This is a genomic window from Reichenbachiella sp., from assembly GCF_039944555.1.
In the GTDB taxonomy this organism is placed as follows: domain Bacteria; phylum Bacteroidota; class Bacteroidia; order Cytophagales; family Cyclobacteriaceae; genus Reichenbachiella.
In genome coordinates, this window is the sequence record NZ_JBDUYN010000014.1 from 188419 (window position 1) to 204838 (window position 16420).

Sequence of the window (16420 nt, forward strand, 5' to 3'; positions counted from 1 at the left end):
GGTCATTGATGCTTTTGATAGTAAGGATTGGGTATGAGAATACCGAATGATCCCTGGAGGGAGCACATTCCTTCTCCATAACCAATGTCTCCACCTGAGAAGGGCTTGGACCAACTTGGAACGGCTGGGTTGAGGAAGAACTGATAGGGAGGGAAGATCTACCCCATATTTTCCACAAAAGGCTGTTGCCTGACTCTTTTCCCTGTAGCCGAATAAATGGCATTTGCCAATGCCGCCGCAATTGGAGGCAAGGAAGGCTCGCCAAGACCTGTTGGATCGATTCCATTTTCTACAAAAAAGGTTTCAATTTCCAATGGTGCTTCCTTATGTCGAATGAGTCGATATGTATTGAAGTTACTTTGATCCGGTTGGCTATCCTTGAAGGTCATGGCACTATACATGGCGTGACCGATGCCGTCTATAATTCCGCCTTCGACCTGATTCAATGCACCTTCCGGGTTCACAACTATGCCACAATCAATGGCACACCAGACCTTTTGGATTTTGGGCAATCCGTCTTCCATTTTGAGATCGACTACTTGCGCCACATAAGAATTGTGACAGTAGTAGGCTGAGACTCCTCTTGAGATACCGGGTGTGTCATTGCCCCAACCAGACTTCTCTTTTACCAGTCTCAATACCCCGGCATATCTCGAAGGGTCATAATCGTTGTCATTACCAACTGGATTGGATATGGCTCGATCAAATAATTCCAGTCTGAAATCAATGGGATCTTTACCGACTTCTTCGGCCACTTCATCTAAAAATGATTGCTCCGCAAAACCAATAAAGTTGGAAGCGGGAGCGCGCCAGGCACCTGTCGAAACATTGGACTCCAGGCTATGATCTTCAGCCTGGTAATGATCTACTGCACCAGCAGGAAACCGGTTTTCAAAGACCGGACTTCCATTGAGTCCTACGCCTCTGACCTTGAAGCCAATCATTTGATTGTTTTCATCCAAGGCAGCCTGGTAATTAACCTGATAGGGTGGGCGATAAGTGCCTTGTGTCATATCATCTTCTCGGGTATAGATGAGTTTTACAGGTGCATTCACTTGCTGTGAAATGACTGCTGCTTCAACAGCAAAGTTGCCATACAGACGACGGCCAAAGCCACCGCCCATTCTGGTCATCATGATGGAAATTTTATCTTCAGGCAAACCGATTACTTTCGAAACTGTCTTACTGAGATATTCAGGAGTCTGAATGGGTCCCACTAATTCAGCCTTGTCTGCCGTGACATGGGCAAAGAAATTCATAGGCTCCATGGTATTGTGGGCCAGAAATGGAGCACCGTAAGTTTGTGAAATTACCTTGGCCGCTTTTTTGAATGCGGTATCAGGATTGCCATCCTTTCTGGCAGTTTTTTGCTCGGAGCCTTCCAACCAACCATCTAAAAGTTTTCTGTGATTCGAACTGTTTTCACCATTGGACTCTGTCTGCCATTCTATTTTCAGTTTCTTTTTGGCACTCATTACCTCCCAGGTGCTGCTTCCTACTACGGCTACCAGATTTGGGAATGCATTGACGTCTGACCATTGTCTTTCTACACCTTCCGGAAGTGAATCAATAGTAATGACCTCTTTTATGCCTGGCATTGACCGGGCTTCCGTGTCATCCACAGATTTGAGTTTCATACCAAAAGCAGGTGGATGGACAATCATGGCAATGAGCATACCTTCACGTTTGTAATCCAATCCAAAAAGCGATTCACCTTTAATTAACTTAGGGCCATCCACATTTTTGGTAGGTGTGCCTATGATTTTAAAGTCTTTGGTTTCCTTGAGTTTGACTTCCTCTGGTACAGTTACTTGAGCCGCAGCAGCAGCAATTTCGCCATAGCTGATCGATTGACCCGAACCATGATTGATCATGCCGTCGACGGTTGTCAATTCTCCGACCGGAACCTTCCACTGCTTAGCGGCTGCTTCCAAAAGCATTCTTCGCGCTGTAGCACCTGCCATACGCAGACTTTGCCATCCCTGACGGATAGATTGGCTACCACCAGCCAGTTGCCTTTTATATTTTTTTGTGTCCAATCCTGCTTGTTCGACCACCACATCCTTCCAATTGATATCCAGTTCTTCTGCCACGATCATCGGCATGGAAGTTTTTACATTTTGGCCTATTTCAGGATTTGGAGAGACGATGGTCACTATGCCGTTGTCGCCAATTTTGAGATAGGCATTGATATTGAACCACTCTTCGGGCATGGCTTTGAGTTGCTCCGGTGTTGGCGCGCATGAGGCCAACCAGTTGAAGCCCAGGACTAGCCCGCCGCTAGCCGCAGAAGAGACTTTAAGAAATGAGCGTCTGTTATATTTTGTTTTGATCAGGGTCATAGTATGGGGATTTGAAGGGAGATGAATTTTGGATGTGTAGTTATGCTTCTTTGGCAGCAGTTTTGATCGCAGCCTTGATTCGAACATAGGTTCCGCAGCGACAGATGTTGCCGTTCATGGCCTGATCAATATCCTTGTCAGTAGGGGCAGACTTTTGATTCAAAAGAGAAGCCGCATTCATGATTTGTCCGGATTGGCAGTAGCCGCATTGTGCCACATCGTGTGCTATCCAAGCCTTTTGGACTGGATGATCTGCTTGTTCTGACAGACCTTCAATCGTGGTAATGGCACGATCGCCAATACTGGAGATCGGAAGAAGGCACGATCGTGTAGCTACACCATCTAGATGGATTGTACATGCACCGCATTGACCAATGCCACAACCGAATTTGGTTCCAACAAGGTTAGCATGATCTCTTAGTACCCATAATACGGGCGTATCCGGCGCCACATCTATCTCTTGGGTCTTATTGTTAATTTTTAAGTTGAATATAGCCATAGTCAGTGAATTTACTCGAATTGAAAATGCAAAGCAAGCATTCGAGCACATGGTCTTCAGTTAGTTTTACCGAAGTACTTACGTCGTTGAGCTCATGCGGCCTCTAGCTCCTGACAAACGACAAATGGAGTAAGACCAACGTACTGAGAACCAACATTTGAACAACTTACAGGTATCATGCCTATGGCATGGAATTAACGGAACAGTTGCCAGCTATTTGGCATAGTTAAAAATTTTCTTAAATTTGTTTAAACAAATGTTGTTATCACACGTATTGTATTGATATAGAATGGGAATAGCGGAAGAATTAGGGCAAAAACAATTTAAAAGTGTTCGTCAAAAAGCGCATTTGAACATAATGTTTACCGCCTATTGGCTGATTGAGCAAACCAAGAAGGTCTTAAAACCTTTCGATATTACGCAACAGCAATTTAATGTATTGAAAATTTTGAAAGGGAGATATCCTAAAAGTTGTGCCTCGAATGAGATCAAAGAAGTCATGATAGATAAAGGACCCGATTTGACCCGAATGATAGACCGATTAGTAGTCAAAGGCTGGGTGACCAGGGAGGTTTGTCCTGAAAACAGGAGGAAATTGGATATCACAATTACGGAAAGCGGGCTGGCTTTAATCAAAAGAATTGAGCCAAAATTAAACAAACAATTTATTGATCAGACCCGAATTTCTGACAAAGAGGCATCAGAGCTTAGCCGAATTTTGGATAAAATGAGGGCTTAGTATTTTTTTGAGTAAACAGTTGTTTAAACAATAAATGTTTAGACATTTATTAATACGGATTGAACAAAACATAAATAATCTATTACAAACAAAAAATAAAGTAAAATGAGTTATTCAGACAAAGCAAGAGATATTCAGGACCTATTGTCCAAAGGACAATTGTTGGATGCATTCGAACAGTATTACCACGAAGATGTCGTCATGATTGAGGCCAACGGAGAAAGGCGTGAAGGTAAGGACGTCAACCGGGAAGCCGAGAAAAAGTTTTTGGCCAGCGTACAGGAATGGCATAATGCAGGAGTCGTAGCTATTACTTCCAACGAGGAGGAAGGCTTCACTATGGTTGAATCCTGGATGGACGTCACCTTTCAGGGTGGGACGCGAATGAAGGCAGAACAAATCGCACGGCAAAAATGGCAAGACGATCAAATCATTGAGGAGCGATTTTACTACAACGTACCTGGCTAATTCAATAACAGCCGGTTTGTTTTTTACTAACCATATGTCACATGAAAAAAGAACAATCATTGTCTCAGCTTCCATTCAATGAATGGAAAGAGACCAGAATGACCTTACATCTGATTTTGCAAATTATAGGCAAAGTGAGATTGAAGATGACTCCGCGTAAAAATCATTGGTGGTTTATAACTGAATATGTATCTGTAAATGGATTCAGTACTTCTTCCATTCCTCACCCGGATGGGCTCAATTCATTTGAAATCATCTTTGATGTACACAAAATGGAAGTTCGGATAGCATCAAGCTTCGAACAGCCAGTTATTATCCCTTTGAAGGAGGGGTTAACGATTGCCGAATTTTATTCCAAATTCGAGAAAGCACTACAGAACCTGAAGGTAGAACCGAATCTAATTGACAAACCATTTGATTTGGGCATAGACCAGAGGTTTTCGGAGATTACCGAATTCCATCACTTCGACCAAGATTATATACGAAGGTTCTGGAAGATTTTATTATGGATTGACGGGGTTTTCAATGAGTTTGGTGGGCGTTTCTATGGTAAGACGTGTCCAGTACAGATCTACTGGCACCATATGGATTTGGCTATGACGAGATTTTCAGGAAAGAAAGCGCCTCCGATGGACCCATCCGCACGAGTCTCTGATAAGGATGCTTATTCGCACGAAGTCATTAGTTTTGGTTTTTGGCCAGGAGATGATCAGGTCCAACAGCCGACCTTTTATGCTTATGCATATCCTTCGCCAGACGGGCTCGGTGATGAGCAACTCAAACCTGAGTTCGCTAATTGGGTCGATAATAATGGGAGCCCCATGGCTACACTGAGCTATCATGAACTCATCGAGACAGAAGATCCCAGATCTGTGCTGCTCGACTTTATGGAGAGCTCCTACCAAGCTGGTGCGAAATTGGCCGGATGGCCGATTGATGAACTTAAAACTCCTGATCTAAAGGATTTGTAAAATTGATTATTAATAATAGCATAACTATGAGTACGCTGAAAAGCGTCTTAATTCAAAGAAGGAAATAATGAATACCGATAAAATTATTGCTATAAAACCGATGAACTTCCCCTGGGAAGCTCAAGATCCGTTTCTGTTTTGTGCCTATCACAGAGACGAATACCCAGCTGGAAATGATCAAATGGGACCTGATCCTGTACATTTGAACGGCCGAAATATTGGACAAGATTTCACCGTCAAGAATGGCTGGCGCATGTATCATGGAAGCGCCATTCCAGGATTTCCCTATCATCCCCATCGAGGCTTCGAGACCATTACCATCAATAAGGAAGGTATTGTGGATCATTCAGACTCGTTGGGAGCAGCCGGACGATTTGGTAAAGGAGATGTACAATGGATGACTGCCGGTAAAGGCGTGCAGCATTCAGAAATGTTTCCTTTATTAAACAAGGACAAGGAAAATCCACTGGAAATATTCCAGGTCTGGCTCAATCTTCCGAAAGCTAACAAATTTGTAGAACCTCACTTCAAGATGCTTTGGAACGACGTTGTACCAGTGGTTACGGAAAAGGATGATGACAATAAAAGTACTGTGATTGATGTGATTGCGGGTAGTTACAAGGACACGCAGGCACCAGCACCTACACCCAATTCCTGGGCAGCAAACCCTGAAAACCTGGTTAATGTCCTAACCGTCAAAATGGAAGCGGGGGCGCAATGGACGTTTCCTGCAGCCGGGGGAGAAGCAAACCGAGTGCTTTACTTTTATAAAGGATCTGAAATAACTGTGGAGGGAGAAAGCGTAGATCAAAATCATCTGATCCAGTTAAATTCACTAAAAGATATAACTATAGTGAACAGCGATCACGACGCCTATTTTCTGATGCTGCAAGGAAAGCCGATTAATGAGCCGGTGGCTCAATATGGCCCTTTTGTAATGAATACTGAGGAAGAAATTCGACAGGCATTTGAAGATTATCAAAAAACTGCCTTTGGTGGTTGGCCCTGGCCTCTGCAGGAGCAGGTACATGACCGGGATAAGGGACGGTTTGCGCTACATGCTGACGGTAGAGAGGAGGTTAGATAAGTCAGTGAATTGGTTTTTCACTTTGAAATTTTAAAAGGCAATAACCAAAAAAAGGAGGCTGACTCGAAGGGATAATCATCCTTGAGCAGCCTCCTTTAGGTTAGTGGTTTATTGTTTAATGAATCTTAATATTTGTGTGTCATTCAAACTGTTGGCTCTAATAAAGTAATTGCCTTGATCGAAATCGGAAACATCTAATTCAATCACTTGCTGACCTATCTCATAACTCTGATCGATGATATGCATCCCCATCAGATTGAATACAGATAATGACAAAATAGCATCCCGACTTGACTGAATCTTCAGTAAATCTTGTGCAGGATTAGGGTAGAGCTGCAACGAAGAAAGTCCTTCATCTAAATGCTCTTCCATATCCGTCGAGGTTCCACGAATCCTGGCACTGCTAACACAAGAACCAACTACAAAACTATCTTTATTCGCAGAGGTATTGTTTTCGCCACCTTCCGGTAAACTATAGGTATAGTAGTAATGAATGGTTTGCCCTTCATTAGCGTTGATCTGGTATGGCTGACCAGGATTAACAATGTACCCAGGCCATGGCCCATTTGCGGATGTTGCATAGTACAAAATCACAATATTATCACCCACACCTGCTATTGAAGGTACAAAAGTCATGGTAGGATTATTCGTATCGTCAGATACTTCAACAGAGAAATCGCCGGTATATCCTGCAATGCTACATATGGAAGATATTGCGTTGACCGCAATATTTGCTGACCCTATTACGCCACTTTGGGTCGCTGTCACGGTAAATGAGCCCACTGCGGAACCAGTATACAATCCGCTGTTACCCATATTCCCTCCAGTAGCCGTCCAGTTTGGATTGACGACAAACGCATCGCCAAACTGATCAAAACCAGTGGCTGTAAATTGCTGTGTGCTTCCTTCATCAATGGTGGCATTCGACGGAGAAACAGTGATGGTGGTCAACACCGGAACTGGTGCAGATGACTCACCTCCTTCGATGTAGTTGAGATTCAAGCCTGATGCATCAAACACCACGCGCATCGTATGACTACCTGCCGGCACATTAACGTTGGAAGCAATAATAGTCGTAAAGTTCTGCCATCCTCCAGTATTAGGAACTGATAAAATACCCGTAACATCTACTCCATCTATCTCGATATGAAGTTGTCCACTTCCACTGGGTGAGGCTACTCGCAACGAAAGGTCATAACTGTTGCTAGTGGCAGTTGCATTGATGTCATATGCCAGCCATTCACCGGCGTCAATCCATCCGATGTTGTACAAACCGCCCTGGCTGTCTGTAGTAGGTTCGATGTCTACATCTTCATTATTTCTAAAGGCACCGCCTGTGTTTCCTGAGGTCAGATCATGGTATCCTACGCCTTCTCCTCCACCATTGAAATTTTCTGCTTCAATACGGCCGAGTAAGGCCCAACCAGCCGAAGCAGCTTCCACGGTTACATTGGCTGTTCCGGATAGACCATCCTGAGACGCAGTTACAGTAAACGAACCAACAACGGATCCTGTATACCATCCATTGTTGTCAACACTTCCACCTGTAGTCGACCAGGTCGGGTTGATAGTAAAAGCATCTCCAAACTGATCAAAGCCTGAAGCGGTAAATTGCTGCATGGCTCCTTCATTTATAGATGCGTTCGATGGAGAAACTGTAATTGTTGTTAAAACAGGAACTTCTACCGATCCGCAATCTCCTATCACGACCGAGTGTATATCATTGGCAGTATTTCTTTCACCACCCTCCGGTACACTGTAGGTATAGTAGAAATAAACAGTCTGGCCAGCGCTTGCTGTGATGGCATAGGCTGAATTTGGTGCAACGATATATCCCGGATAACCACCTCCGGGCGTAAATCCATAAAAGAGTATAACGACGTTGTCTCCGACTCCAGCGTATCCTGGTTCAAATGTAATAGTAGGATTGCTTGAGTCTCCCGATACTGAATACGTGTAGTCTCCATTGGATGGGCCTCCTGTGCATTCGTCACCTCCAACCACATTTACTTGTACCTCAGCTGTGCCTGAAATGGCACCCTCATTGGCGGTGACTGTAAAGGTACCGGCTGCAGTTCCGGTAAACAATCCTGCCGCTGATATACTTCCACCTGTGGATGTCCAGGTAGGATTGATCGCGAACGGATTGCCAAACTGATCAAAGCCTGCTGCTGTAAATTGTTGAGTTCCCCCCTCGTCTATAGTGATGTTGGCGGGTGACAGTATTATTGAAGTCAATACAGGAACTGCCACCGCATTGACCGTGATACTGGCTGTTCCTGAGACGCTGCCGTCAGAGGCAGAAACGGTAAATGAGCCTGCTGTAGATCCTGTATACAATCCATTGCTGTCAACACTTCCTCCTGTAGTTGACCAGGTAGGATTGATTGTAAATAGGTTACCAAATTGATCAAAACCAGCGGCAGTGAATTGTTGGGTCGAGCCCTCGCTAATCGTAGCATTGGGGGGCGATAAATTTACGGATGTTAGGACCGGCGTACTATTTCCATTGCCATCATCCCATACAATATCATCAATGGCAAATTGGAAAGTTGAAGTGGGTAGTGCTCCGTCTTGACTGACTATTGCAAATAGGTAGTTCATGTCCTGAAAGGCAATAATTCCTTCCAGATCTGCTATCGGAATTTCTACCTGCCCCCATTCACCGTCTCTCACCAAGCCGTAAGTAGTCTGCCCAGCTGGAAAACTAACGTATTGCTCATTAGTGTAATTGTCAGTTACTCCGATTCTGAAGGTCACATCGCCCGGAATCTTGATTTTAAATTTCAATGACCCGTTTTCCACATAATTGGACATGTTTCTTCCATAAAGAGAACTAATACCCCCACCGAACCAACTATTGGCTGTGGTGGTCTCCCATGCAATCACTTCGGTTCCTTCATAAGGGGCTGTAGTCCCTTCTTGCACAGTTTCTCCCCAGGCAAATATTTCGGCATCTGTGCCAAAATTGAGTTGATTGTTTGTTGGGGTATCTTCAGTGAAAACGCCAAATACTCCGGACTCAGCTGGCAGACTTCCGTCGGTGAAGGTTACACTTCCGTGACCGTTGTACTGCGACACTTTTACATAATCAATATACATTTTGGCTGGTAAAGGGGCAGTGACTTGACCCGGGCTGGCGGCATCAGTGAAGTTTCCTCCAACGGCCAGGTTAAGTAACATATAGAATGGTTTGTTGAAGGCATTCAACTCACCATTTTCATCTATGGGTAATGGGTTCGTATATAAATCATGTTCGGTACCGTTGTCTATTACCGAAAATCGCATTTGGGTAGGCTCCCAGTACAAACGATAAGTGACAAATCGGTCATTCAAAGGCTGGTCAGCGATATAGGGTTGGTTATAATCCACGTCCCAGGCAATACTCGCTACGGAGCCGTCGGGAGCCTGCCAGATGGCATTGGCACCCACATAGTCGTTTTCAGTAACGCCCGGAAAGCCTTGACGTTCCCTTTCTGTTGCGGCATGACCCATTTCCATCATATCAATTTCACCTTTGGCCGGCCATGTTAAATTGGCATCTCCCAGCAACCAGGCGGCTGGCCAGAGACCAGTGGCTAAATCGGGTACTTTCATTCGTACCTCGATCAATCCATAATGAATAGATACTTTTCCGTCCGTATCCACTTTCCCTGAAGAAAAAGAACTATTGCCGATGCTCTCATTTTTGGCTTCCAATACCAGTGCACTGTTACCCGGTTCGCCGGAAATGTCTTCGACATATACATTATTGGGTGAGTAATATTCTAATTCCTGATTTCCCCAACCACAAAGTCCGATATCGCAACCGTCTCCTGTATTAGGATTCCATTGCTCGGTATTGAGGGCATTGAAATTTTCTTCCCAAAGTACATTTCCAATGCCAGAGCCTTGTGTGTTTACTGTGACTGTAGCGTCTGCTGATAGAGCGCCGGAACTGACCGTGACTGTACAGCTACCTGCCGTGGAAGGAGCTGTGTACAATCCATTGGAAATAGTTCCACAAGTTGAACTCCAGGTAAAATTGGTGGCAAACGGAGCTCCAAATTGATCTAAACCGACTGCTGTAAATTGTTGTGTGGCATCTGGTGCAATGCTTGAATTGGATGGAGTAACGGATATGGAGGTGAGTACCGGTTCGGAAGTGCCGGTTAGCTCAAAAGTCATTTTACCCAGGTTGAAACCGCCATTGCCTACTTGCACCCGAATGACTTGTTCGCCGGCAACTAAATTGACGTTTTGTGTGATTACGTTTTGCCAGACGTTCCAATCGGTACCGGTAAAATTGACGTTGATGTCACTGCTAATTTTTGTTCCATCACGTTCGAACCAAAATGGCCCTCCTCCGGCTGTATTCCCTGAGGCGTATCTTAAAGTCACCTGATAGGCACCCGCCTGACTGGCATTGACGGTGTATTCCAACCATTCTCCAGGGTCGATCCATCCTACTGTGGCCCCTTCATTGGTTGTAGTACTGGCGTCTACCCCTTCTTCTGGTCTGAAATTACCTTCATTAAAGGAGTTGTTATCGGAGTAGGCGATACCCTGCCCGTTTCCGCCTTCGAATGTATCGTACAGACCGGCTTCAATCGTCCCGGGAATAGCTACAGGAGTTCCGGAATAAGCAGCTTGTGCACCAACCTGCACAGCGATTACATTGGATATATTCAAACCGCTTCCGATATAGGCCTTGGCATATAGGCTTGGAAATCCGGCTGCTAAAGATCCACTGTTCATACTGTATGGAGCTGAGTTGTCAGTTCCTATCAGCTGATCTCCAACATAAAATTCAACTTTGGTAACTCCTGAGCCTGATACTGAAGCGGTCATATTCACGCTGCCCGCCACCGGTACTTCAGTTTGGTCGATAGTAAGGGCAATGTCTACAGTAACATCCCTGTTTGTTGCCATGCTGTTGGCTGGTACATTTAAATTATACCCGTCAGAAAAATGAACGGTAATCTGAGAATTCCCATAATTATGCGCAGCGTAGGTCATTGAGCCATTATCTTCGAATGCCGCTGCGATTGGGTAATCGGCAGTGATTTCATTTTTCACCTGGCCCATGGCATTCATGGCATGCAGCCAATGATAAGTATGCCCATCAGAGATACCCACTTTAATATCGCGATCCGCGTAGGAATCATAAAGATCGACGGCTTGTTGAGGATCTATAAATGATAAGAATTTCCAATAAGTGTCGTACCACAAATTGGCATTAGGAATGTTGTTGAGTACATCTGTGTTTTGAGTCATCTCAGTCCAGACTCGTTGTACGTAATCTGCTCGATGGCCTAAATACAATGAACCACCATGGATCGGATACAATTGAATGCCATAAGAAGCTGCTTTGTCGTCGGTCCACCAGGTGCCATTGTCATAGCCACCACCCCAAACCCGGGCTACCATCTCATAGGCATATTCTGGTTGAAAAGATCTTTCTTCCACATCAAACCAATATTCCTGAATGGTTGAAAGTTCGGTGGTATACAAAAAGATACCTAAATCTCTTAGTTCATCATTGCCCGTAAGGGTTCCCCAATGAATCAGTGCTGAATTGAATTGCATGGATTCGGAAGTAGATTCCTGATCATTCCCGAAAGGTTCGGTCGCAAATCCATTGGCCCAGCTATGACCACCATAAGGGCTGAAGTTTCTGAGGAAAGGGAACATACTATCATTTCTGGATGGGTTGGCCGCGTCTCTTGCAAGCAGATTGATCATGTCTCCCCACTGCTCGGCCCAACCCGGATTGAATTGTTCTATGGCTGCTGCGGCATGAATGAAATAGCCCCAGTGGAAATGGTGATCATTGAGATTTTCATCTTGTCTGTGTCCGGCCGGATAGCCCAATAGGGATTTCCAATCCGAATTGTAATAGAATAGGAAGGCTACCTCGCCACTTTCATAGGTTAGCCAATCTTCCAGACGGGTTTGAACCGTTGAAACCATTAAATCCCTTGTTTCAGTATCACCCATTTGATCTGCGATTCTTGCCGCCTGAATTAGGCGATTCATGTCCTGTCCTTGATTGTAGGAGTCAGTCCATTCAGGGAGGCCGTCATTCTTTATTTGGCTGATCTTGCTTGCTAAAGCACCTGGGTCGAAACCGTTGCTGTATTTACCCAAATCCGGTAAAGTGGGCAGAATCCCACTGAATGTATTTTCAACAATAAAAGTATTAGATGCAAGTGTTTTGATAGTACCGCGAACAGAAGGATAGGTTGGGCCATTGGGTAATGGAGAGGCTGCAGCTAGTCGGTCCCATTGATGAGGGAGCAGGCCTTGCAGAATGCTTGAATTAATTCCTTCTTTCACATCTGGAGTCACCGTAAAGGTAGTACTGACACTTCCCGTAGACTCATTGTAATTCCAATCTACTTCCGTGTTTCCCGGGAATACATAGGCGTATGGCTCTAATTCGGCGATAGCTGCATTAATGTCCACTCCAAACGGAAGTAAGGCCATGGACCAATAATTATTGCCGTTCAAGGTGGAGGTGTAAACGCCACCACTTCCGCTCCAGGTCGACCCTGATGGTCCGAAGACAACATAATTGGAATTATTCATGTTGTCGACGACGACGAGCTTGTTACCATCCACACTTACACCTGTAGCATTGAAGTTGACCGATACTTTTGCAGCTGCTCCAGTATTTTTTTCAAAATATACAAAAGGTGATCCGATGTTCATCGTGGCATTAAAATCGTCGTTCCAATTCATGGTAACGCTCCAATCAGAGTGATTAGAAGGCGTGGAGAGGGAAGCATTCAGGCCATCTGTACCTACTACTATAGCATTCACATCGCTGATGGGTTCCCGATAATCGGTTGGGCCGGAACCCAGAGGAATGGTGTAATTAATAACTAAGCCGTTAGACATGGACTTAAATGAGAGCGGATAACTAAAAGCCTTTCCGCCGTGATCGGATTTCATTAGATCAGACCACCAATCATTGGTGGGAACAGGTTTTGTAGCAGCTATTCCCGAAAGCTGTGGTGTGCCGGAGGGGAATGTATTTCTACCGGCAGCGTCGACACCCGGAAACGTGGTCGTATAACTTCCGCTGCCCACTGACACCGTCTGACCGAAGGCGTCATTTAGACTGAATTTGTTCGTTAGAACAATCAGGATTAAAATAAAATTAAGTAGTGCTCTTTTCATAGCGTGTTCGTTAAGTTTGATTCGAACATGCATATTAGAGCGCAGTCATTCTTACCACAAAAAACCTACCTCTCAAAAAACACTCAGATACCTGAAATACCACGTAAAAACTACGTACCCATTTGGCTATGATATTGTAATTGATTGTTAATTAATATGTTATGAATTTAATTCGGTTGGTTTTTAATATCTCAATATGAACTCGCTCAAGTTGATAGAACCATCCAGATCCAGGTGTTTTCTCAAACGATACCTGCACCCTTCTACACTTCTCAAAGTGATGTTCATCATCGAGGCGATCTCTTTGGAAGATAAGTTCAACCTTAAATAGGCTGCTAATTGTAGATCTTTACCGGTAACATCCGGAAATTCGTTTTTCATCCGTTCCAGAAAATTGCCATGCACCTTATCAAAATGAATTTTGAACTGTTTCCAATCCTGTTCCGTTTCGATATCCTGATTGATAAGATGTATGACCTTACCGATGAACTTTACATTGGATTCTTTGGCTTTTTTCAGCAATGCACTCAATTCATTACGCACTTTGATCAGCACTTCGTTTTTTTGTGTAATTGCCATAATAGATGAGGCCAATTCCGTATTGAGCACTTCCATTTTGGATTTTGATAAAGCTATTTCATCTTCCAATCTTTGATTTCTGAGCAATACAAGCTCTTTTTCTGAGATCAGTTTATCTTTTTTGAATTGGGCCTGATTTTTTCGTAAGATCCTAAGCTGTTTTAACCTTTCCTTTCTCTGTACCTTTTTAATATTGAGCCTAAATAGCTTTATCAATAGCCATAATAAAACAAGCGAAACAAGTACATAGATGATTTTGAAAGTTTTTGACCAATACCAAGGCGGGGCAATCAGAAAAGTGTATCGAACTTCATTGCTCTGAACTTCATAGATATTCTTTGCTTTTAGGCTGAAGGTGTATTGACCGCTAGGCAAATTGGTATAACTGGCCGTATTGGATTTCACCCAATTGTGTGTATCCTGGTCATGCCCCTCCAAATAGAAGCTATATTTTACTTCTTTAGAATCTTCATAATGGTCAGACGAAAAAGCGAAGCTTAAAGAATTTAGATCATTAGGTAATAAGATCTGTCCTACACGATCTTTTACCGGACGCTGTTCATCAATTGCAGATTGCCCATAGATGAGCGAATCATTATTCAACAATTTGACATGAGTCAAAACAGCGTTAAACTGTTTTGAATAATTTCTGTTTTGGGTCCTGTCAAATAGCACAAAACCATTTTTGGTTCCAAATAGCACGCTATTGGTATTCTGCACGTTAATGTTCTCAAATCCAGGGTTCAGTTTGCCGTGTAGCTTTTGCATTGGTGCTTTGATCACTTCATATTTATCATTTTCAAAAAAATCAATTACACCCACCTGATCGTGCAGATCATCGCCCTTCACAAACCATATATCACCCTCATCGTCTTCTTTGAGGTAGCGGATATGTTCGGTATCGCCGAGAATCTTGTTGAAGAACGGGTCTTTTATCATCGAATCCAGGTCAGGACTATAGAGGTAAGTACCGTATTCGGTTCCGAATACGATTTTATTATCGATTTTGAATAGATTGATGAACAGGCTGGTAGGAAAGCCTTGCTTGCTGGAATAGAATTGTTGAGCAACGAAAGTATCTAATTCATTGTTTAGCGTAAGCTTGAAAATTCCCTTGTATCCATGGGCCATCCAAATAGTGCCATTTTCTTCTATCTCTATGACCCTGCTGGTTTCTTCAAATCCGTTTATTTTCCAGCGATGCTTTAATATACCATCGACTAACTCATAGAGATGAATGCCCGTATAGGTGCCTTGTAAATAGAAAGGACTTCCACGTTTCAACTGGCGTAAGTTCCAGGCCCCGGAGTACGAAGAAATTTTTTTTGGTTCTTGGTGGTCTAAATAAAAAAGGCCATTCTGATGACAAACATAGATGACGCCATGAATGGCATAAACATTCCAAACCTGACCCGAAAGACGCTCAAAGGGTCGAAAACCAAGAGTTGGACGCAGGGGGTTCTCTCGTTTGGACCATTTACTGACATAAAGACCGGCGTTTGTTCCAGCGTAGAGTAAATCTCCCTGAGATACCATAGAATATACTGTGCCTTCCAAATTGTAATTTGCATTGATCTTGTTAAATGGACTGGCGATCTCCACATAGTCAATGCCGACATCGGTGGCCACCCAAAGGTTGCCAATATTATCAGTGCCTAAAGCCAGAATTGTGTTGCTCTGCAGACCATTTTTTTTACTCAGCCATTGAACTGGCTGGTAGACTTGGTCCAATATCAAGAGCCCTGAGGCCACGGAACCTATGGCGAGATATCCACCTCTAAGTTTTTGCGTACAATGGATTTTATTTTTGGCGAGGTAGCCATTACTTATTTTATTGGCATAATCAGCTGATTTATCGATGTAAGGTAAAATGCCTCCTAGCTCTGTAGTGAGCATGAGCCGATCATCTTCGCCTTCAGAAATTTTTAAAATAAAAGCATTATCAATTTCATGACTATCAATCCTTTTTTCCAATGAATTTTCTTTGACTACGAAAATGTCGTGGTTTATATCCTGCACCAGGATCGAATCATTTACCTTAGAAAAACTCTTGAGGTTGTCTAAGGGATTGATAACCGTGACCGTATCATTTTGATAGCAAAAGACGGCCTCGTTGGTAAGGAAATAGAGACCGTACGAAGTCTCGTAGATTTCCCAGACATCGCTGAAATTTTTGAAACGATCTGGTATTTTAGGAAGTAATGAGTGGTACCTTTTCTGACCTGTGTTGTTGGTCTTAATGAATCCAAAATCATTTTGAGCTCCTAGATAGATCCTGCCATCCGAGCCTCTGTGTAAGGATCGCATAACAGTTTTGTTCGGTGTCTGAAGAGTTAGGTTCCATTCGTGACCATTGTATTCCAGTAAACCATAGTTGTTGGCAAAAAGCATGACACCGGTATCGTCCTGTAGTATGTCCCAATTTTGAGCTCCTGCGCTATATACTTCATAGGAAAAATTTTCAATATTTGGCACTCCCTTATCGCTGATTTGTGCATAAGGGGAGATAGGAGATATAATAAGCAACAATTCGGCAATGAGCAACCTCTTCTGCAATCGACTCATAGACAT

Annotated in this window: 8 protein-coding genes; 4 read left to right on the forward strand and 4 right to left on the reverse strand. The window is 43.7% G+C overall.

Features of this window, described 5'->3' with window-relative positions; translation table 11 throughout:
- Window positions 1-158: 158 nt before the first annotated feature.
- Together ABJD64_RS21730 and ABJD64_RS21735 are read right to left on the reverse strand one after the other, a co-directional pair.
- The gene (locus tag ABJD64_RS21730) at window positions 159-2342 is read right to left on the reverse strand and encodes a molybdopterin cofactor-binding domain-containing protein (protein WP_348176612.1); all 2184 of its coding nucleotides are present in this window, start codon (window positions 2340-2342) and stop codon (window positions 159-161) included.
- A 40-nt stretch (window positions 2343-2382) separates the two neighbouring features.
- On the reverse strand, window positions 2383-2841 hold the full coding sequence (locus ABJD64_RS21735) for a (2Fe-2S)-binding protein (RefSeq protein WP_348176614.1): 459 nt from the start codon (window positions 2839-2841) through the stop codon (window positions 2383-2385).
- A gap of 289 nt (window positions 2842-3130) precedes the next feature.
- Between ABJD64_RS21735 and ABJD64_RS21740 the strand changes: the two genes are divergently transcribed.
- The 4 genes from ABJD64_RS21740 (at window position 3131) to ABJD64_RS21755 (ending at window position 6106) form a co-directional block, all read left to right on the forward strand.
- Window positions 3131-3580 (forward strand): MarR family transcriptional regulator, encoded by a 450-nt coding sequence (locus ABJD64_RS21740; RefSeq protein WP_348176616.1) that lies wholly within the window; start codon window positions 3131-3133, stop codon window positions 3578-3580.
- A gap of 105 nt (window positions 3581-3685) precedes the next feature.
- On the forward strand, window positions 3686-4048 hold the full coding sequence (locus ABJD64_RS21745) for a SnoaL-like domain-containing protein (protein WP_348176618.1): 363 nt from the start codon (window positions 3686-3688) through the stop codon (window positions 4046-4048).
- A gap of 41 nt (window positions 4049-4089) precedes the next feature.
- On the forward strand, window positions 4090-5019 hold the full coding sequence (locus ABJD64_RS21750) for a DUF5996 family protein (protein ID WP_348176620.1): 930 nt from the start codon (window positions 4090-4092) through the stop codon (window positions 5017-5019).
- Between the two features lie 67 nt (window positions 5020-5086).
- Entirely contained in the window at window positions 5087-6106 is a 1020-nt protein-coding gene (locus ABJD64_RS21755; protein ID WP_348176622.1) for a pirin family protein, read from the forward strand.
- Window positions 6107-6214: 108 nt separating this feature from the next.
- On the opposite strand, the gene ABJD64_RS21760 is transcribed toward ABJD64_RS21755, so the two are convergent.
- Together ABJD64_RS21760 and ABJD64_RS21765 are read right to left on the reverse strand one after the other, a co-directional pair.
- Window positions 6215-13270: a glycosyl hydrolase gene (locus tag ABJD64_RS21760; protein WP_348176624.1), complete on the reverse strand. Its 7056-nt coding sequence runs from the start codon at window positions 13268-13270 to the stop codon at window positions 6215-6217.
- A 183-nt stretch (window positions 13271-13453) separates the two neighbouring features.
- Window positions 13454-16414, reverse strand: a complete 2961-nt coding sequence (locus ABJD64_RS21765; RefSeq protein WP_348176626.1) for a triple tyrosine motif-containing protein — start codon at window positions 16412-16414, stop codon at window positions 13454-13456.
- Window positions 16415-16420 lie beyond the last annotated feature (6 nt).

Coding starts and splice junctions, on each gene's coding strand:
- ABJD64_RS21730 (WP_348176612.1), bottom strand. CDS start 2,342: ATGACCCTGATCAAAACAAAATATAACAGACGCTCATTTCTTAAAGTC.
- ABJD64_RS21735 (WP_348176614.1), bottom strand. CDS start 2,841: ATGGCTATATTCAACTTAAAAATTAACAATAAGACCCAAGAGATAGAT.
- ABJD64_RS21740 (WP_348176616.1), top strand. CDS start 3,131: ATGGGAATAGCGGAAGAATTAGGGCAAAAACAATTTAAAAGTGTTCGT.
- ABJD64_RS21745 (WP_348176618.1), top strand. CDS start 3,686: ATGAGTTATTCAGACAAAGCAAGAGATATTCAGGACCTATTGTCCAAA.
- ABJD64_RS21750 (WP_348176620.1), top strand. CDS start 4,090: ATGAAAAAAGAACAATCATTGTCTCAGCTTCCATTCAATGAATGGAAA.
- ABJD64_RS21755 (WP_348176622.1), top strand. CDS start 5,087: ATGAATACCGATAAAATTATTGCTATAAAACCGATGAACTTCCCCTGG.
- ABJD64_RS21760 (WP_348176624.1), bottom strand. CDS start 13,270: ATGAAAAGAGCACTACTTAATTTTATTTTAATCCTGATTGTTCTAACG.
- ABJD64_RS21765 (WP_348176626.1), bottom strand. CDS start 16,414: ATGAGTCGATTGCAGAAGAGGTTGCTCATTGCCGAATTGTTGCTTATT.